Genomic DNA, 19,486 nt, shown 5'->3' on the forward strand with positions numbered 1-19,486 from the left:
CATGACCGAGTCACAAACCGCCTTCGAGCTGCTGCTGGACATCGACCGCCGCTGCCGCCTGCTGGCCGCCGACCTGCCGTCCCAGGAAACCCGCCTGCAACGTTGGAGCGGGATCGGTTTTCGCCTGGGGCCGTATTGGTACGTGGCGCCGATGGGCGAAGTCGCCGAGGTGTTGCATGAACCGCGCTGCACCTTGATGCCCGGGGTCAAGCCCTGGGTCAAAGGCGTGGCCAACCTGCGTGGGCGTTTGCTGCCGGTGATGGACCTGGGCGGGTTCCTCGACCTCGGGCTGTCCAGGGCCCGCAAGCAACGGCGAGTGCTGGTGGTGGAATTCAACGACTTGTTTGTCGGGCTGCTGGTGGACGAGGTGGTGGGCATGCAGCATTTCGCACAAGACGCACTGTTGGCGAGCACCGCGCCCACTGCGCCGTTTATCCAGGGCCAGTTCGACAGTGACCAGCTGTGGCAGGTCTTCAGCCCCTTTGCTTTGGCCCAGGCCCCAGGCTTCATGGATGTTGCCGCATGACCACCGCTACCACGCCCAAACCGCAAGCCGCATCGCGCAGCCGTTCGCAGATCATCGTGCTGTTTATCGCGCTGATCGTGTTCATCATGCTGTTGTTCGCCAACTTCGCGTACCTCAATACCCAGTCCACGTACGACAAGCAGTACATCGGCCACGCCGGTGAGCTGCGCGTGCTGTCCCAGCGCATCGCCAAAAACGCCACGGAAGCCGCCGCCGGCAAGGCGGCCGCGTTCAAGCTGCTGGGCGATGCACGCAACGACTTCGCTCAGCGCTGGGGCTATCTGAAAAAAGGCGATACCGAGACCGGCCTGCCGGCTGCACCCAACGCGGTACGCGCCGAAATGCGCGCGGTGCAGACCGATTGGGAAGCACTGCTGAAAAACACCGACGCGATTCTCGCCAGCGAACAGACCGTGTTGTCGTTGCACCAAGTGGCCGCGACGCTTGCCGAAACCGTGCCGCAATTGCAGATGGAATCGGAAAAGGTCGTCGACATTCTGCTGCAACGCGGCGCCCCGGCCAGCCAGGTGGTGTTGGCCCAGCGCCAATCATTGCTGGCCGAACGCATCCTCGGCGCAGTCAACACCGTGTTGGCCGGCGACGAAACCTCGGTGCAGGCCGCCGATGCCTTTGGCCGCGACGCCAACCGTTTTGGCCAAGTGCTTAACGGCATGCTCCAGGGCAACGCCGGCCTGCGCATTGCTCAGGTTGAAGACCACGACGCCCGTGCACGGTTGGCGGAAATCGCCGAGCTGTTTGAATTTGTCTCCGGCTCCGTGGATGAAATCCTCGAAACCTCGCCGCAGTTGTTCCAGGTACGCGCCTCGGCGAGCAATATTTTCAACCTGTCGCAAACCCTGCTCGATGAAGCCTCGCACCTGGCCACCGGGTTTGAAAACCTCGCCAGCGGGCGCAGCTTTGACACCATCGGCGGCTACGTATTGGGCTTGTTGGCGCTGACCTCGATCATCCTGATTGGCCTGGTGATGGTGCGCGAGACCAACCGCCAGCTGCATGAAACCGCCGAGAAAAACGAGCGCAACCAGAACGCGATCATGCGCCTGCTCGATGAAATCGAGGACCTGGCCGATGGTGACCTGACGGTGACCGCCTCGGTCACCGAAGACTTCACCGGCACCATCGCCGACTCGATCAATTATTCGGTGGACCAGCTGCGCGATCTGGTGGCGACCATCAACCTCACGGCGGGGCAAGTGGCCGGTGCGGTGCAGGAAACTCAGGCCACCGCCATGCACCTGGCCCAGGCCTCGGAGCATCAGGCCCAGCAAATCGCCGAGGCCTCTACCGCGATCAATCAGATGGCCCAATCCATCGACCAGGTGTCGGCCAACGCCGCCGAGTCCTCGGCGGTGGCGGAGCGCTCGGTGGAAATTGCCAACAAGGGCAATGAGGTGGTGCACAACACCATCCACGGCATGGACAACATTCGCGAGCAGATCCAGGACACCGCCAAGCGCATCAAACGGCTGGGCGAGTCGTCCCAGGAGATTGGCGACATCGTCAGCCTGATCGACGACATTGCCGACCAGACCAACATCCTGGCCCTCAACGCCGCGATCCAGGCGAGCATGGCCGGTGACGCCGGGCGCGGGTTTGCCGTGGTGGCCGACGAAGTGCAGCGGTTGGCCGAGCGCTCATCCGCCGCCACACGCCAAATTGAAACCCTGGTGCGGGCGATCCAGACCGACACCAATGAAGCGGTTATTTCCATGGAACAGACCACCACCGAAGTGGTGCGCGGCGCGCGGCTGGCGCAAGACGCCGGGGTGGCGCTGGAAGAGATCGAAGGCGTGTCGAAAACCCTGGCGGCGTTGATCCAGAGTATTTCCAACGCGGCGCAGCAACAGACCTCGTCGGCGGGGCAGATTTCCCTGACGATGAACGTGATCCAGCAGATCACCACGCAGACGTCATCGGGCTCGACCGCCACGGCGGAGAGCATCGGCAACCTGGCAAAAATGGCCAGCCAGTTGCGCCGGTCGGTGTCGGGTTTCACCCTGCCACCGCCTAAACCGGCCGATGATTGAAATGCTATCCAAATGTGGGAGCGGGCTTGCTCGCGAATGCGGTGCATCAGTCACCTGATCTATTAGCTGACCCACCGCATTCGCGAGCAAGCCCGCTCCCACACTAGATCTTCATTGGTCTTCAGATCTTGGCAACACACGCAATTCACGAATTCTAAGCGGAGCAGTTATGGTTGATCGGCACGACTACGTGGCCCTCGAATGGGTCAAGGGCGACATTGCCGAAACCCTGAAACAGGCCCGTTCGGCGCTGGACGCGTTTGTCGAAACCCGCGACAGCGACGCCATTGCCGAGTGCCTGGCCGGTATCCACCAAGTGCATGGCGCGCTGCAGATGGTCGAGTTCTACGGCGCAGCGCTGCTGGCCGAAGAGATCGAAGCGCTGGCCCTGGCCCTGCAAGCCGAGCGCGTCAGCCAGCGCGATGAAAGCATCCGCCTGCTGCAACAGGCCCTCGGGCAACTGCCGCTGTACCTCGACCGCGTGCACAGCGCCCGCCGCGACCTGCCGCTGGTGGTGTTGCCGCTGCTCAACGACCTGCGCAGTGCGCGCGGTGAAAGCCTGCTGTCGGAGACCAGCCTGTTCAGCCCGCAGCTGTTGTCGATTGCGCCGTTGCCCGACGAGGCCTTGGCCCAACGCACACTGCCGGACCTTCACGAGCAACTGCGCCAGTGGCATCAACTGCTGCAACAGGCCCTGGCCGGTCTGTTGCGCGAGGACCACGGCCCCAGCAACCTGGAAGACATGGCGCGGGTGTTCGCGCGCCTCGAAGCGTTGTGCCAGGGCGCGCCATTGCTGCCGTTGTGGCAAGTCACCTCGGCGCTGGTCGAAGGCATGCTCACCGGCGTGATCGCCAACAGCCCGGCGCTGCGCAGCCTGCTCAAGGCCAGCGACAAGCAACTCAAGCGTCTGCTGGTCCAGGGCATCGGCGGCATTAACCAGCCAGCGCCGGATGAACTGCTAAAAAGCTTGCTGTTCTACGTGGCCAAGGTCACCCGCCCGACGCCGCGCATGCAAAGCCTCAAGGAACGTTACGGGCTGGATGAAGCCTTGCCCGACAGCGCCGTGGTCGATGCCGAGCGTGCGCGTTTGGCCGGACCGGACCGCAATGCCATGGGCTCGGTGCTCGGCGCCTTGTGCGAGGAACTGGTGCGGGTCAAGGAGCGCCTCGACCTGTTCGTGCGCAGCGACCGCCAACACACCAACGACCTCGATGCCTTGCTGGCGCCACTGCGCCAGATCGCCGACACCTTGGCGGTGCTGGGTTTCGGCCAGCCGCGTAAGGTCATCATCGATCAACTGGCGGTGGTGCTGAGCCTGGTGCAGGGCCAGCGCGAGCCCAATGACGCGGTGTTGATGGATGTTGCCGGCGCCTTGCTCTACGTCGAGGCCACGCTGGCGGGCATGGCCGGCACCGTCGAGCCGGAGAGCCGCGAAGAAAGCCGCCTGCCCACCACCGACCTGATCCAGATTCATCAATTGGTGATCCGCGAATCCTGCCAATGCCTGCGCCAGGCCAAAGAGCTGGTGATCGATTGCCTTGAGGCCGATTGGGACCGCCAGCGCCTGGAGTCACTGCCCGAGCTGCTCAGCCAGGTGCGCGGCGCGTTGGCGATGATTCCGCTGCCGCGCGCGGCGAGCCTGATGCGTGGTTGCACCGATTATGTCGATGAACAGTTAATGACCGGTGCTGCGCCACCGCCCGAGGCGCAGCTGGCGCATTTCGCCGACGTGGTCAGCAGCCTGGAATACTACCTGGAACGCATGCTCCAGGACCCCGACGCCGCCGGCGAACGCGTGCTGGAGCTGGCCACCCAAGGCCTGGCTGCACTCGGCTATCTGCCGGTCGAAAAGCCTTGGCGCCAGGCCCTGGCCGCGCCGGATGGCGCCCTGTCGACAGAGATCGCGCCGAGCCAGTCCCAATTCGATGCGTTGGCCAACCCCACGTCACGCCTGAATCCGCCTGCCCTGCACCGTCCGGGCAGCCTCTTGCCGCCGCCCGTTGGCGAAGAACCTGTCGACGATGAACTGCGCGAAGTCTTCCTCGAAGAAACCGATGAAGTCCTTGAAGTGCTGCACCGCTACTTGCCCAACAGCGCCGACAAAACCGCGCAAAGCGAGATGCGGCGTGCCTTCCACACGCTCAAAGGCAGCGGCCGGATGGTCCGCGCCCTGGTACTGGCCGAGCTGGCCTGGGCCGTGGAAAACCTGCTTAACCGCGTGCTCGAACGCAGCGTGGCGCTCGACGCTGACGTGCAACAGGTGCTGGATGAGGCCGTGGCCCTGCTGCCGGAGCTGATCGCCGACTTTGCGGCCGACGACCAACGCCAGCGCGATGAAGTCGACGCCCTGGCGGCCCGTGCCCACGCCTTGGCCAGCGGCACTCAACCGGCCGCAGAGCCCCATGACCCGATGTTGCTGGAGATCTTTCGCAACGAAGCCCAGAGCCACCTGGAGAGCCTCAACCACTTTCTGCAACAGGCCGCCGAGCATATGCCGCTGCAAGTCAGCGATGAACTGCAACGTGCCCTGCACACCCTCAAGGGCAGCGCCTACATGGCCGGCGTGTTGCCGATGGCCGAACTGGCGCGACCGCTTGATCACCTGACCCGCGAATACAAGGCCCACCGCCTGCCGCTGGACCTGGATGAAGTGGAACTGCTGCTGGAAGCCGAAGCCCTGTTCCAGCGCGGGTTGCGTCAGCTGGACAGTGATCCGCTGGTGCCGATCAAGGGCGCGGCAGAGTTGATCAGCCGCACGCAAAGCCTGCTCGACCAGCAGCTGCAAGCCTTGCTCGACGCGCCCAACACCGGGCTGCGCATCAAGCGCGACGCGCAGTTGATCAGCAACTTCCTGGCCCAGGGCATGGACATCCTGCTGGATGCCGAAAGCCTGCTGCGCCGCTGGCAGCAACACCCCGGCGAACGCCAGGAGCTGACCGCGCTGCTGGACGAGTTGACCACCTTGGGCGAGGGCGCACACATCGCCGACCTGCACGCCATCGACGAACTCTGCGAAGCCTTGCTCGACCTCTATGGCGCTGTGGAAGAGAGCAGCCTGGCGGTCAGCGAACGGTTTTTCCATGAGGCCGAACAGGCCCATGAAGCGCTGATCAACATGCTCGACCAACTGGCGGCCGGCCAGGAAATCAGCCCGGCGCCGGCTCGGGTAGACGCCCTGCGCGAACTGCTGGACGAAGCCCTCGACCCGTCCGCCACCGGCCTGATCAAAAGCGACGGCGGGCGCGCCCCAAGCATCTCCGAACTGGGCGCCGCCACGGCCCGGTTGGGCCAGGACACGGCGATGGACGACGAGATCGTCGAGATTTTCCTGGAAGAGGCAGTCGACATCCTCGACAGCGCCGGGCAGTCGCTGAAACGCTGGCTGCTGGAACCGGACAGCGCGGCGCCGTTGTCGTCGTTGCAGCGGGACCTGCACACCCTCAAGGGCGGCGCGCGCATGGCCGAAATCGGCCCGATTGGCGACCTCGCCCATGAGCTGGAATGCCTGTACGAAGGCCTGGTGGACCGCCGCTACAGTTACTCGACCGAACTGTCCCAAGTATTGATGGCCAGCCATGAGCGGCTGGCCTTGCAGCTCGATCAATTGCAAGACCACCAACCCCTGAGCGACTCCAGTGACTTGATCGCCCAGTTGCGCGCGTTGCGCCAGAACAACGCGCCCGCCAACACGCCCACAGAACCTGAAACCGCAGCGGCTGATCCCGAGTTGCTGGATATCTTCCTCGAAGAAGCCGCCGATATTCTCGACAGTTCAAGCAGCGCGTTGCTGCGCTGGCAGGCCGAGCCGAGCAATCGCCAGGAGGTGGAAACCTTGCTGCGCGACTTGCACACCCTCAAGGGCGGCGCGCGCATGGTCGAAATCGGGCCGATTGGCGATTTGGCCCATGAGCTGGAGTTTCTCTACGAAGGCCTGTCTGCCGGTTTGCTTGCGCCGTCGCCGGAACTGTTCGCCTTGCTGCAAGGCTGCCATGACCGCCTGGCGCAGATGATCGACGCGGTGGCGGGCGGTTTGCCGGTGGGGTCGGTGGATAAACTCATCAAGCGCATCAGGAGCCTGGTGCACCCCGGTGACGAGCCGCTGGCGCCCGTAGCCTTGCCGGCCGGCAAGGCCGAAGCGGCGGTGGACCCCGGCGCCGACATGGTGAAAATTTCCGCCGACTTGCTTGATGATCTGGTCAACCTGGCCGGTGAAACCTCGATCTTCCGTGGCCGTATCGAGCAGCAGGTCAACGACGCGCGTATCGCGCTCAACGAAGTCGAAACCACCATCGAGCGTATGCGTGACCAACTGCGCCGCCTCGACACCGAAACCCAGGGCCGCATTCTCAGTCGTCAGCGGGCCGAGGCCGAGCGCCTGGGCTATGAAGAATTCGACCCGCTGGAAATGGACCGGCATTCGCAGCTGCAGCAGCTGTCGCGCGCGCTGTCCGAATCGGCCTCCGACCTGCTGGACCTCAAGGAAACCCTCGACCGTCGCAACGGGGATGCACACAACCTGTTGCAGCAACAGGCACGCATCAACACCGAGCTGCAAGAAGGCCTGATGCGCACGCGCATGGTGCCGTTCGAACGCATGCTGCCGCGCCTCAAACGCATCGTGCGCCAGGTGGCGGAGGAGTTGGGCAAGGACGTTGAATTCGTGGTCGGCAATGCCGAAGGCGAGATGGACCGCAACGTGCTGGAGCGCATGGTGGCGCCGCTTGAACATATGCTGCGCAATGCCGTCGACCATGGCCTGGAGTCCCGCGAGGCGCGCGTGTTGGCCGGTAAACCCGAGAAGGGCCGTATCAGCCTGGACCTGACCCACGAAGGCGGCGACATCGTCTTCGACATGCGCGACGACGGTGCCGGTGTGCCCCTGGACGCGGTGCGGCGCAAGGCGATCAAGCGCGGCCTGCTCGCGCCTGATCAAGACATGAGCGACCGCGACGTGTTGCAGTTCATCCTGCAGCCGGGCTTTTCCACCGCCGAAAAAATCACCCAGATTTCCGGGCGCGGCGTGGGCATGGACGTGGTGCACGAAGAAGTGCGCCAGCTCGGTGGCTCGATGTTCATCGACTCGACGCCGGGCGCGGGCGTGCACTTTCGCATTCGCCTGCCGTTTACCGTGTCGGTCAATCGCGCGCTGATGGTGCAATGCGCGGACGACCAATATGCGATCCCGCTCAACACCATTGAAGGCCTGGTGCGCGTGTTGCCCCACGAGCTGGCCGGGCACTATCAGCAAGATCCGCCGCGTTACGAATACGCCGGCCAGCGTTATGAATTGTTCTATTTGGGCGACCTGCTGCACACCGTCGCCCGGCCCAGACTGCTCGGCCAATACCAGCCCGTGCCGGTGCTGCTGGTGCATTGCAACGAGCGGCGCGTGGCTGTGCACGTGGACGCCATGGCCGGTACACGCGAGATCGTGGTCAAGGGCCTGGGGCCACAGTTTGCCGGCGTGCAGGGTTTGTCCGGGGCGACCATTCTGGGCGATGGTCGCGTGGTGCTGATTATCGACTTGCTGGCGCACATCCGCGCCCGTCAACCGGCGTTGCCGGCCCAGTCGGTGGACGCGCCGCTGATCCTCAACGACCCGTTGAAAAAGCGCCCGCTGCTGGTGCTGGTGGTGGACGACTCGGTCACCGTGCGCAAAGTCACCAGCCGCCTGCTGGAGCGCAACGGCATGAACGTGCTCACCGCCAAAGACGGCATCGACGCCATCGCGTTGCTCGAAGAACACACCCCGGACCTGATGCTGCTCGACATCGAAATGCCGCGCATGGACGGCTTCGAAGTGGCGATCCAGGTGCGCAACGACCCACGCTTGATGCGCCTGCCGATCATCATGATCACCTCACGCACCGGCCAAAAACACCGCGACCGCGCCATGGCCATCGGAGTCAACGACTACCTCGGCAAGCCGTACCAAGAGTCGGTGCTGCTGGAAAGCATCGCCTACTGGAGCAAGTCCCATGCTTGACCACCGCACCAGCCAACTCACTGGCCTGCTGCTACCCCTGGCCGACCGCCACCTGGTGCTGCCCAACGTCGCCATCGCCGAACTGATCGACTTCCAGCGCGGCGAACCGGCCAGCGACGCACCGCCGTGGTACCTGCGGCAAGTCACATGGCGCGACCGGCAGTTGCCGTTGATCAGCTTTGAAGCCGTGTGCGGCGAGGCCAGCGTGACCGGCGAGCGCTCGCGGATTGTGGTGCTGAACGCGCTGGGCGGGCGGCCGACGTTGAAGTTTATTGCGATGGTGATTCAGGGCATTCCGCGTTCGTACAAGCTGGATAGCCAGTTGAGTTACGTGGACGTGCCGCTGTGCCCGCTGGAGCTGGCAGCGGTGCAAGTGGGGGAACATGTGGCGAAGGTGCCCGACCTTATGGGGCTTGAAGCCTTGTTGGTCGAATCCGGCCTGGCCTGACCCTTGTGGCTTGCACCATTTTTCGTGGCGAGCGGGCTTGCCCCGCGTTGGGCTGCGTAGCAGCCCCAAACCTGCCGTCTCTATAAACCTGACACACTGCGTTTACCTTAATGGGGCCGCTTCGCAGCCCAACGCGGGGCAAGCCCGCTCGCCACGGGAAGCGCTTTTGCTTTGAGATTTGTAGGAGGGCCTCGGATTTTTCCTGCAAGATTTCGGGCTGTGCGTGAACTTGTTGTGGGTAGTCATGGCGGCTAGTCTTCGCTCCGTCATCGAAAAAAACGGTGACACGGACGTGCAAGTCCGACGAAACTGTTTAGGCGTAAAAACGCCCAGCCAACCACGGGCGTTTTTTGTGCTCGCTGCTTTATGGCGGCTGCGCGCAGGAGGTCTTCGGACCTGCTGGGTGTCCTAAACAGGCCCGGTCTTGCACACCTGCGCACGGTCGCCACCCTCATTCGCGTGCAAGCGAACGGTGGCGCTCCTTACTAACTGTTTAGGAGTTTCATCATGGTCAAACCTACCCCTAATCCACCTGCTTCCAAGCTTTTCACCGTAGACCCCCATCAGAACACTGAAACCCTGCTGGTCAACGCCAGCGAAACTTTGTCCTCGCTAAACGCCATGACCTGCAATCTGGCCTTCAACCTGGACACCTCCCAGCGCGCAATCATGCTCGGCATTCAGCAAATGGCCGAGTTGAGTCAGTTGCTGGTCGATAGAGCGCTGGAACACGTCAGCCCTGCGCCGGTAGGTTGAAGCGGTCCCAAACAGGGACCGATTTTTAACAGACACCACCGAACAAATGTGGGAGCTGGCTTGCCTGCGATGGCGGCGTGTCAGTCGACATCTTAATAGCTGACCCACCGCTATCGCAGGCAAGCCAGCTCCCACCTTTCGATCTTCATTCGGCTCAAATCCAGTATTTGCTGATTGATCATTTCCAATATCCCATCCCCTTAAAACTTGATCGTTCCCAAAAAGGGACCTATCGTTCCCTTTTTGGGACTCTTTGGCCGCTGCCATGCAAACCTTGCCGCTCAGCACTGCACTCTTCACCAACACTCAGCAGAAAGTGCTGGGCCTGCTTTTCGGCAAGCCCGATCAAAGTTTCTTTACCAACGAGATCGCGCGCTGGGCCCAGGTGGGCAAGGGCAGCCTTACCCGCGAGCTCGAGCGTTTGCAGTTGGCGGGTATCTTGAGCATGACGCGCCAAGGCAATCAGACCCACTACCAAGCTAATTCCCAATGCCCAATTTACTCGGAGTTGTTGGCCATCGTGCGCAAGACCCTGAGCCTGGATGAACCCCTGCGCAATGCATTGGCACCGTTCGCCGAGCAGATAACCTGGGCCTTTATCTACGGCTCCATCGCCAAGGGTGAGGCGCACTCATCCAGTGACATAGATCTGATGCTGATCGGCCAAAGCCTCAACTACAGTGAAGTCATGGAGCAGCTCATACCGCTGGAAGAGCAACTGGGCCGCACCATCAACCCGACGCTTTACACCCTTGAAGACTGGATCGGCAAATGGAATGCCGGGAACAGTTTTGTGCAGCGGGTCGTGCAGCAGGACAAGATCAATCTGATCGGGGGCAACCCCCTGGAATCCATGGATGGACAGCAAGGCAAATCTGGAAAATCTGCAACGTAGCGGTGGCTTGAAGGCTGAGCCGCCGGATCGCAAGGAGTGTGACGGGCTGATGCGCTCGGCGCGGGATCGGTTAAGGGATGCGGGTAACCCACAGCTATCGTTCGCCAGTCGTTTCGACTTGGCCTACAACGCCGCCCACGCCATCGCGCTCACGGCCTTGCGCCTGCAAGGGTATCGTTCTGACAAACGCTATCTGGTCTTTCAATGTCTGATTCACTCCGCCGACGTGAGCAGGGTGCAGGTGAGGTTACTGGCGTTATGTCATGAGCGCCGAAACCTGGCGGAATATGAAGGGTATATGGATGAGGATGAGGCGTTGCTTGGGCAGTTGATGGGGGGCGCGATGTCTCTGCTGAATAGAGTGGAAGATGTGTTGGCTGTGCGTCAGTGGCAATGACGTGATTCTTCGCAACACCGCCAATCAAATGTGGGAGCTGGCTTGCCTGCGATAGCGGTAGATCAGCTGCAGATATGTCGACTGACAGTCCGCAATCGCAGGCAGCGAGCTCCCCCATTTTTAATCTTTGTTCGGCTTGAGTCCGCGATTGCTGACGATCCATTACTCCAACCGTAACGATCCGCCGTTGGGCTTGATTGATACCCCCCACGTTCACTCCTAAGGTACAGCCCACGACAGCAAACCCCGTGGAGCGACCATGACAACAACCATCACCCCCGACTCGCGCTGGACGCGGCGGCGCGACGAGAAGCAGCGGCGCCTCGGGCTGGTCAAAAAATACGCAAACGGGGCGGTGTTGCCCAGTGACAGAATCGTCGAGGCTCTGGAAGCGCTGATCCTCCCTGGCGACCGCGTGGTGCTGGAGGGCAACAACCAGAAGCAGGCCGACTTCCTCTCGCGCTCCCTGGCCAAGGCCGACCCGGCCAAGCTCCACGATTTGCACATGATCATGCCCAGTGTCGGCCGTTCCGAGCACTTGGACCTGTTTGAAAAGGGCATCGCCCGCAAGCTCGACTTCTCTTTCGCCGGCACCCAATCCCTGCGCATCAGCCAGCTGCTGGAAGACGGCCTGCTGGAAATCGGCGCGATCCACACCTACATCGAACTCTACGCGCGGCTGGTGGTGGACCTGATCCCCAACGTCGTGCTCTCGGCCGGTTTCATGGCCGACCGCGCCGGTAACATTTACACCGGCGCCAGCACCGAAGACACCCCAGCGTTGATCGAGCCTGCCGCGTTCAGCGATGGCATCGTCATCGTGCAGGTCAACCAGTTGGTGGATGACGTTACCGATTTGCCCCGCGTCGACATCCCCGCAAGCTGGGTGGATTTTGTGGTGGTGGCCGACAAGCCGTTCTACATCGAGCCGCTGTTCACCCGCGACCCGCGCCATATCAAGCCGGTGCATGTGCTGATGGCGATGATGGCGATCCGTGGCATCTACGAAAAACACAATGTGCAGTCGCTCAACCACGGCATTGGGTTCAACACCGCCGCCATCGAGTTGATCCTGCCGACTTACGGCGAATCCCTCGGCCTTAAAGGCAAAATCTGCCGCAACTGGACCCTCAACCCGCACCCAACCCTGATCCCCGCCATCGAAAGCGGCTGGGTGGAGAGCGTGCATTGCTTTGGCACCGAACTGGGCATGGAAAACTACATCGCCGCGCGGCCTGATGTGTTCTTCACCGGCCGCGACGGCTCGATGCGCTCCAACCGGATGTTCTGCCAGCTCGCCGGCCAATACGCCGTGGACCTGTTTATCGGCGCCACCCTGCAAGTGGATGGCGACGGGCATTCCTCCACCGTGACCCGTGGCCGCCTCGCCGGTTTTGGCGGCGCGCCGAACATGGGCCACGACCCGCGCGGCCGTCGCCATGGCACCCCGGCCTGGCTGGACATGCGCCACGACGACGCGCCGCAAGCCTTGCTTGAGCGTGGCAAAAAGTTGGTCGTACAAATGGTCGAAACCTTCCAGGAAGGCGGCAAACCCACTTTCGTCGAGACCCTCGACGCGGTGGAAGTGGCGCGCAAAAGCGGCATGCCGCTGGCGCCGATCATGATCTACGGCGACGACGTCACCCACCTGCTCACCGAAGAAGGCATCGCCTACCTGTACAAGGCGCGCTCGCTGGAAGAGCGCCAGGCGATGATCGCCGCCGTCGCTGGCGTCACCGCCATCGGCCTGCGCCACAACCCCAAGGACACCGCGCGCATGCGCCGCGAAGGTCTGATCGCTTTGCCTGAAGACCTCGGCATTCGCCGCACCGACGCCACCCGCGAACTGCTGGCCGCCAAAAGCGTGGCCGACCTGGTGGAGTGGTCCGGTGGCTTGTACAACCCGCCCGCCAAGTTCAGGAGCTGGTAAATGCGCGCCCTTAAACTGCACGAACTGAGCCTGGCTGATCGCCTGGCGGACATGGCCGTCGATGCGCTGATCGATGAGGCCGACTTGTCGCCCAAACCCGCCTTGGTGGACCGCCGCGGCAATGGTGCCCACAGCGATTTGCACCTGGGGTTGATGCACGCTTCGGCGTTGTCGCTGTGGCCGATGTTCAAGGAAATGGCGGAAGCCGCGCTTGAGTTCGGCGAAGTGGGTTTGCCTTTGCGCGAAGCCCTCGGGCGCATCGGCCGTGAAGGCGAGCAGGCGATGCTCACCACCACCAACGGCGTGAACACCCATCGCGGCGCGATCTGGGCGCTCGGTTTGCTCACTGCTGCTGCGGCGCTGGAGCCACGCAGCGTCACGCTGACGGCGGCCAAGTTGGCACTGCTCAACGACCGCTACGCCCCGCAGCCACTGAGCCACGGCGCCCAGGTTGCTCAACGCTACGGCGCGCGCGGCGCCCGTGAAGAAGCACAACTGGGCTTCCCGTCTGTAATGCAACGCGGCCTGCCGCAACTGCACAAAAGCCGTCAGCAAAACGCGGGTGAGCAGAACGCACGCCTGGATGCCTTGCTCGCCATCATGACCGACCTGGCCGACACCTGCGTGCTCTACCGCGCCGGCACCGAAGGCCTGCACGCCATGCAACGCGGCGCCCAAGCGGTACTGGACGCAGGCGGCAGCGCGACCCTCGCCGGTCGCCGCCAATTGCACGAACTGGACGACCAATTGCTGGCCCTGAATGCCTCCCCCGGCGGCGCCGCTGACCTGTTGGCCGCCTGCCTGTTTATCGACCGCCTCGACGGAGCGTTTTGATGGAAACCTTATCCTTTGAATTCCCCGCCGGGCAGCCGCCCAAAGGCCGTGCGCTGGTGGGTTGCGTCGGCTCCGGCGACCTGGAAGTGCTGCTGGAACCGGGCACGCCCGGCACGCTGACCATCCAGGTGCAGACCTCGGTGAATGGCGCCGAACAGCGCTGGCAGCATCTGTTCGAGCGGATCTTTCAGGAACACACGCCGCCGGCGTTGAAAATCGATATCCACGACTTCGGCGCCACGCCCGGCGTGGTGCGTTTGCGCCTGGAGCAAGGCTTCGAGGAGATCGGCCATGACTGACTTGCTCAACAAACACAGCTTCGTTGAATTGGGAGCCCGGCAGCGGGCCAAGGCCTTGCTCGACGCCGGCACGTACCGCGAACTGATCGACCCCTTCCAGCGCGTGATGTCGCCCTGGCTCAGCCGCCAAGGCGTGGTGCCCCAGGCCGATGACGGCGTGGTGATCGCCAAAGGCAGCATCGCCGGAAAGCCGGTGGTGGTGGCCGCTATCGAGGGCAACTTTCAGGGTGGCAGCCTTGGTGAAGTCGGCGGTGCAAAAATTGCCGGTGCCCTGGAGCTGGCGGCTGAAGACAACCGCAAGGGCATCCCGACCGGCGCGGTGCTGTTGCTGGAAACCGGCGGCGTGCGCTTGCAGGAAGCCAACCTCGGCCTGGCGGCGATTGCCGATATCCACGCGGCGATTGTCGACCTGCGTCAGTACCAGCCGGTGATCGGCGTGGTGGCGGGCAGTGTCGGTTGCTTTGGCGGCATGTCCATCGCCGCTGGGCTGTGCAGTTACCTTGTGGTCACTCGCGAAGCACGCCTGGGCCTGAATGGCCCGCAAGTGATCGAGCAGGAGGCAGGCCTGGAAGAATACGACTCCCGCGACCGCCCGTTTATCTGGAGCCTCACCGGCGGCGAGCAACGCTTCAACAGCGGCCTGGCTGACCGTTACGTGGCGGACGATGTGGCGCAGATCCAACAGACGGTTACCGCGCTGTTGCAACAAGGTATGCCCGAACACCCGCGCAGCCGTCAGGTCGATTTCTACCTGACGCGCCTGACCGAGCTGGACGCCACGCCGCAAATTGACGCGGCGACGGTGCGCGACCTGTACCAAGGAGATCGCTCATGAGAGGCCTGCAGTGGTTCAACGCATTGAGTGCCGGCGCCACACCTGTGGACGGTTTGCCGGCCTCGCTGAAAGTCGCCGACGGCGTACTGGGTGAGCAAGCCGTGCGCTTCATCGCCGTGGTTACCGACGCGCACAACCGTTTCCCGCGTGCGCGCAATGGCGAAGTCGGCCTGCTCGAAGGCTGGGGCCTGGCCAAAGCCGTGGACGGTGCCATCGCCCGTGGCGACAAGCGCCCGATCATCGCCATCGTCGATGTGCCCAGCCAAGCCTATGGCCGTCGCGAAGAAGCCTTGGGCATCCATCAAGCCCTGGCCGCCGCCGCCGACAGCTACGCCCGCGCTCGGTTGGCCGGGCACCCGGTGATTGCGCTGCTGGTGGGCAAGGCCATGTCCGGCGCGTTCCTCGCCCACGGCTACCAGGCCAACCGCCTGATTGCTCTGCGCGATCCCGGCGTGATGGTGCATGCGATGGGCAAGTCGTCGGCGGCGCGGGTGACCCTGCGCAGTGTCGAAGAGCTGGAAGCCCTGGCCGCCAGCGTGCCGCCGATGGCCTACGACATCGACAGTTATGCCAGCCTTGGTTTGCTCTGGGAGACGCTGTCGGTCAGCCAGATTGAACACCCCACGGCAGACGATGTGGTGCGCGTCAGTGATTGCCTGCTGCATGCCATCGACGATGTCGCGGGCCCCGATTTAAAAGGACGCCTGGGCGCCACCCACCGTGCCGCTTCCAGCCACGTACGCCAACTGCTGCGGGAGCAATGGTGAACGCTCACGATTTGCTCTGGGGCATGGCCCCGGCGCATCTGCCCGCCGACGCGCCGGCTTGGGCGGTGGACGCGATCAACGCCGGTCATCCGGTGGTGGTGCGCCGCGCCATCGCCGAGCCGGGCCGGGTGGCCGTCGGCGTACGCGGGCGTTTGCGTGAGCAGCGATTTGCGGCGGTGATGCCCATCGCGGCGGTGCAACGGCGAGTAGTGCCCGAGGCGCTGCGCGCTGTGACCTCACCACGGGATTTACCCGCGTTGCGCGCGCTCGATTTACTGCGGCCAGTGTTGGCGCAGGAGACGTGGGGCGTCACGGGCAGCGCGGGTTTTGAGTTGGCCAGTGGAGTTGAAGCACTGCATGCGCAGAGCGACCTGGATTTGATCCTGCGCACGCCCCAGCGTTTGGAGCGCGGTGATGCCGAGGACCTGCTCGCGTTATTGGACACGGCGCCGTGTGCCGTGGACCTGCAACTGCAAACCCCGTTTGGCGCCGTCGCCTTGCGCGAGTGGGCGGGAGGCTCGCGCCGAGTACTGCTGAAAACCGTCAGCGGCGCGCACTTGGTGGTTGACCCGTGGCAGGCGGTGGCATGAGCAGCCTTCTGGTGTTTCCGGGGCAGGGCGCCCAGCGTACGGGCATGCTCCGCGCGCTGGCGGCCGACGTTCTGGATGAGGCCAGTGACGCCTTGGGTGAAGACGTTCGCCTGCTCGATTCGGCGCAAGCCTTGGCGAGTACGCGCGCTGTTCAACTGTGCCTGCTGATTGTCGGCGTGGCCCATGCCCGTCAGCTGCAACACACGCCGGATTACGTGGCGGGCCTGTCCATCGGCGCCTACCCGGCGGCAGTTATCGCGGGCGCCCTGGCGTTTGCCGACGCGGTAAAACTGGTCAGCTTGCGCGGCGAGCTGATGCAAAACGCTTATCCACAAGGCTTTGGGATGACCGCGCTGATCGGCCCTGAGTTATCCACAGTCGAAAACATACTGAGCAACATCCACAGCCCGCAAACGCCGGTGTATTTGGCCAACATCAACGGCGATAACCAAACCGTGATTGCTGGCAGCGATGCGGCGATGAAGCTCGTCGCAGCGCGCATCAAGGGCAACGGCGTCGCCAAGCGCCTGGCGGTCAGCGTGCCGTCGCATTGCGCGCTGCTGGAGGCGCCTGCCCAGGCGCTGGCGCAAGCATTCGTCACGCTCAAGGCGCCGCGCATTACCTACCTGAGCAGCACCCGCGCGCGGCCGATTCACAACCCCCAGCAACTGCGCGACGACCTGGCCTTCAACATGTGCCGCATCGTCGATTGGCGCGGCACCGTGCAAGGCGCCTACGAGCGTGGCGTGCGCCTGCAAATCGAACTGCCGCCGGGCGCGGTGCTTACTGGCCTGTCACGCCGCGTGTTTGAGCAGGGCACGGTGATTGCCTGCGAAGGCGCGCGCCTGGACACCCTGCAGGCCCTGCTGCAAGAGGAGGAACGCCGCCACCGATAAAGCTGCACCCAAGGCTTTCGAAGCACAAAAACAACAATTTCGATGAAGCACTTTGAGGACAACAACGATGATTATTTATGGTGTGGCCTTGCTGGCGATCTGCATGTTGGCGGGAGTGATCCTCGGCGACATGCTCGGTGTGTTGCTGGGCGTCAAATCCAATGTGGGCGGCGTCGGGATCGCCATGATCCTGTTGATCTGCGCGCGCTTGTGGATGCAAAAACACGGTGGCATGACCAAGGACTGCGAAATGGGCGTGGGCTTTTGGGGCGCCATGTACATTCCGGTGGTGGTGGCGATGGCCGCGCAACAAAACGTGGTGACCGCGCTGCACGGCGGCCCGGTCGCTGTGCTGGCCGCCATCGGTTCGGTGGTGGTCTGCGGTTGCACCATTGCTCTGATCAGCCGCACGCACAAGGGTGAACCCTTGCCCGCCGAAGAGCCGCTGATCGCTGCTGCGGGAGGTCGCTGATATGTGGCCTCTGATTGAAAAAGGTTTGGAAAATAACAGCCTGGTCACCGCGTTTGCCTTCGTCGGTGTGGTGATGTGGGTTTCCGTGGTGCTGTCCAAGCGCCTGACGTTCGGGCGCATTCATGGCTCGGCGATTGCCATCGTGATCGGGCTGGTGTTGGCCTGGGTCGGCGGCACACTCACCGGCGGGCAAAAAGGCCTGGCGGACATGGCGCTGTTCTCCGGCATCGGCTTGATGGGCGGCGCGATGCTGCGCGATTTCGCCATTGTTGCCACCGCGTTTGAAGTGCAGGCCACTGAGGCGCGCAAAGCCGGGCTGATCGGTGTGATTGCGTTGCTGCTGGGCACCATCCTGCCGTTCATCGTTGGCGCGAGCATGGCCTGGGCGTTTGGGTATCGCGATGCGATCAGCATGACCACCATCGGCGCGGGCGCCGTGACTTACATCGTTGGCCCTGTGACCGGTGCGGCGATTGGCGCGACCTCGGATGTGATGGCGCTGTCGATTGCGACAGGGCTGATCAAGGCGATTCTGGTGATGGTCGGCACGCCCGTGGCGGCGCGCTGGATGGGCCTGGATAACCCGCGCTCGGCGATGGTGTTTGGTGGGCTGGCCGGTACGGTGAGTGGGGTGACGGCGGGGCTGGCGGCGACAGATCGGCGGTTGGTGCCGTATGGCGCGCTGACTGCCACTTTCCATACCGGGCTTGGGTGTTTGCTTGGGCCGTCGTTGCTGTACTTCATCGTGCGCGGTTTAGTCGGCTAATTGCTGTTGGTTTTGAGGGCCTCATCGCGGGCAAGCCCGCTCCCACATGTTGATGTGTGAATACAGTCAACTGTGGGAGCTGGCTTGCCTGCGATGGCGGTCTCAAGGCTGCCGATTGGCATACATCCGACACTCTGCCAGCAACGCCAGCAAATTCGGGTCGCGCTCCTTGGCCTTTAAAAACACCACACCAATGTGCTGCTGCAACCGATACCTGGGTTGCAGCGGTATCAGCTTCACGCGGTTCTCATACACCGCCGCAATCCGCCCCGGCAGCAGGGCATAACCCACGCCCGAACTGACCATGCTCAACAGCGTGAAGATGTCATTGACCTGCATCGCCACCTTCGGCTCAAACCCCGCCTGGTTGAACACCCGGTTGCCGTCCTGGTGCGTGGCGAAGCCTTGGGTGAGGGTGATGAAGGTCGCGTCGCGCACATCGGCCAGGTCGATTTCCTGCTCGCGGTCCAAGGGTGAGTCGGCCGGGGTGGCGAGGAAGATGTCGTCGGTGAACAGCGCGATCTGTTCGCAGTCCGGGTCGTTGGCGCGTTCGTCGAGGGAGATCAGGATCGCGTCCACTTCCATGTTCTTGAGCTTGTAGAGCAGGTCGAAGTTGGAGCCCAGGATCAGGTCGATATTGAGTTCGCTGCGCCTGATTTTCAGGCCCATGATCAGCTGCGGTACAGTTTTGACCGTCAGCGAATACAGCGAGCCGAGCTTGAAGCGCTCAGCCGAGAAACCCGCGGCTTCGCGAGTCAGGCGCACGCTGTCGACCACGTCGGCCACCAGCTTTTGCGCGCGCTCCTCCAGCACGTACGCGCTTTCCAGCGGGGTGAGGTTGCGCCCTTCGTGTTTGAAAAGCGGGCAGCGCAGCGCGTTTTCCAGCGAGTGGATGGCGCGGTGCACGCTGACGTTGCTGGTTTGCAACTCGGCGGCGGCGCGGGCCAGGTTGCCGGTGCGCATGAACGCCAGGAAGATCTCGAGCTTCTTGAGGGTGAATTCTTCGTCGATCAGCATGGCCGTGGCTCTTAGTCGAATGCG

At 63.2% G+C, this 19,486-nt stretch carries 17 protein-coding genes; 16 read left to right on the forward strand and 1 reads right to left on the reverse strand.

What is annotated here, in order from left to right; all coding sequences use genetic code 11:
- Position 1 precedes the first annotated feature (1 nt).
- From ACM530_RS11865 to madM, 16 genes are all read left to right on the forward strand, one after another.
- Entirely contained in the window at positions 2 to 526 is a 525-nt protein-coding gene (locus ACM530_RS11865) for a chemotaxis protein CheW (protein ID WP_119737459.1), read from the forward strand.
- Positions 523 to 2,574 carry a methyl-accepting chemotaxis protein gene (locus ACM530_RS11870; protein ID WP_416364826.1) on the forward strand — a complete coding sequence of 684 codons (2,052 nt, stop codon included), beginning with the start codon at positions 523 to 525 and terminating at the stop codon, positions 2,572 to 2,574. The genes ACM530_RS11865 and ACM530_RS11870 overlap by 4 nt, the downstream gene beginning before the upstream one ends.
- A 169-nt stretch (positions 2,575 to 2,743) precedes the next feature.
- Positions 2,744 to 8,560, forward strand: coding sequence for an Hpt domain-containing protein (locus ACM530_RS11875; protein WP_416364827.1), 5,817 nt, complete (start codon positions 2,744 to 2,746; stop codon positions 8,558 to 8,560).
- Positions 8,553 to 9,008, forward strand: a complete 456-nt coding sequence (locus ACM530_RS11880; protein ID WP_053258465.1) for a chemotaxis protein CheW — start codon at positions 8,553 to 8,555, stop codon at positions 9,006 to 9,008. The genes ACM530_RS11875 and ACM530_RS11880 overlap by 8 nt, the downstream gene beginning before the upstream one ends.
- Positions 9,009 to 9,515: 507 nt before the next feature.
- On the forward strand, positions 9,516 to 9,764 hold the full coding sequence (locus ACM530_RS11885) for a DUF6124 family protein (protein ID WP_145157709.1): 249 nt from the start codon (positions 9,516 to 9,518) through the stop codon (positions 9,762 to 9,764).
- A gap of 265 nt (positions 9,765 to 10,029) precedes the next feature.
- Complete coding sequence (locus tag ACM530_RS11890) at positions 10,030 to 10,659, forward strand: nucleotidyltransferase domain-containing protein (RefSeq protein ID WP_416364828.1); 630 nt, start codon at positions 10,030 to 10,032, stop codon at positions 10,657 to 10,659.
- Positions 10,622 to 11,056, forward strand: a complete 435-nt coding sequence (locus ACM530_RS11895; RefSeq protein WP_242199830.1) for a hypothetical protein — start codon at positions 10,622 to 10,624, stop codon at positions 11,054 to 11,056. The genes ACM530_RS11890 and ACM530_RS11895 overlap by 38 nt, the downstream gene beginning before the upstream one ends.
- A gap of 259 nt (positions 11,057 to 11,315) precedes the next feature.
- The gene (mdcA, locus tag ACM530_RS11900; protein ID WP_416364829.1) at positions 11,316 to 12,986 is read left to right on the forward strand and encodes a malonate decarboxylase subunit alpha; all 1,671 of its coding nucleotides are present in this window, start codon (positions 11,316 to 11,318) and stop codon (positions 12,984 to 12,986) included.
- Complete coding sequence (locus ACM530_RS11905; protein WP_242199831.1) at positions 12,987 to 13,820, forward strand: triphosphoribosyl-dephospho-CoA synthase; 834 nt, start codon at positions 12,987 to 12,989, stop codon at positions 13,818 to 13,820. It begins immediately after the preceding gene.
- Positions 13,820 to 14,119: a malonate decarboxylase subunit delta gene (locus ACM530_RS11910; protein ID WP_056857713.1), complete on the forward strand. Its 300-nt coding sequence runs from the start codon at positions 13,820 to 13,822 to the stop codon at positions 14,117 to 14,119. Before ACM530_RS11905 ends, ACM530_RS11910 begins: the two co-directional genes overlap by 1 nt.
- Entirely contained in the window at positions 14,112 to 14,954 is an 843-nt protein-coding gene (locus ACM530_RS11915) for a biotin-independent malonate decarboxylase subunit beta (RefSeq protein WP_416364830.1), read from the forward strand. Before ACM530_RS11910 ends, ACM530_RS11915 begins: the two co-directional genes overlap by 8 nt.
- Positions 14,951 to 15,721: a biotin-independent malonate decarboxylase subunit gamma gene (mdcE, locus tag ACM530_RS11920; protein WP_416364831.1), complete on the forward strand. Its 771-nt coding sequence runs from the start codon at positions 14,951 to 14,953 to the stop codon at positions 15,719 to 15,721. Before ACM530_RS11915 ends, mdcE begins: the two co-directional genes overlap by 4 nt.
- On the forward strand, positions 15,715 to 16,311 hold the full coding sequence (locus ACM530_RS11925) for a malonate decarboxylase holo-ACP synthase (RefSeq protein WP_416364832.1): 597 nt from the start codon (positions 15,715 to 15,717) through the stop codon (positions 16,309 to 16,311). Before mdcE ends, ACM530_RS11925 begins: the two co-directional genes overlap by 7 nt.
- Positions 16,308 to 17,207, forward strand: a complete 900-nt coding sequence (mdcH, locus tag ACM530_RS11930; protein ID WP_416364833.1) for a malonate decarboxylase subunit epsilon — start codon at positions 16,308 to 16,310, stop codon at positions 17,205 to 17,207. The genes ACM530_RS11925 and mdcH overlap by 4 nt, the downstream gene beginning before the upstream one ends.
- A gap of 67 nt (positions 17,208 to 17,274) precedes the next feature.
- Positions 17,275 to 17,679 carry a malonate transporter subunit MadL gene (gene madL / locus ACM530_RS11935; protein ID WP_106575654.1) on the forward strand — a complete coding sequence of 135 codons (405 nt, stop codon included), beginning with the start codon at positions 17,275 to 17,277 and terminating at the stop codon, positions 17,677 to 17,679.
- A 1-nt stretch (position 17,680) separates the two neighbouring features.
- The gene (gene madM, locus ACM530_RS11940) at positions 17,681 to 18,445 is read left to right on the forward strand and encodes a malonate transporter subunit MadM (RefSeq protein ID WP_145157686.1); all 765 of its coding nucleotides are present in this window, start codon (positions 17,681 to 17,683) and stop codon (positions 18,443 to 18,445) included.
- A 102-nt stretch (positions 18,446 to 18,547) separates the two neighbouring features.
- Here the strand turns inward: madM and ACM530_RS11945 are convergent, their stop codons facing one another.
- The gene (locus ACM530_RS11945; protein ID WP_242199842.1) at positions 18,548 to 19,462 is read right to left on the reverse strand and encodes a LysR substrate-binding domain-containing protein; all 915 of its coding nucleotides are present in this window, start codon (positions 19,460 to 19,462) and stop codon (positions 18,548 to 18,550) included.
- Between the last annotated feature and the right edge of the window lie 24 nt (positions 19,463 to 19,486).

The organism is Pseudomonas sp. NFX183, assembly GCF_047943075.1.
Lineage (GTDB): Bacteria > Pseudomonadota > Gammaproteobacteria > Pseudomonadales > Pseudomonadaceae > Aquipseudomonas.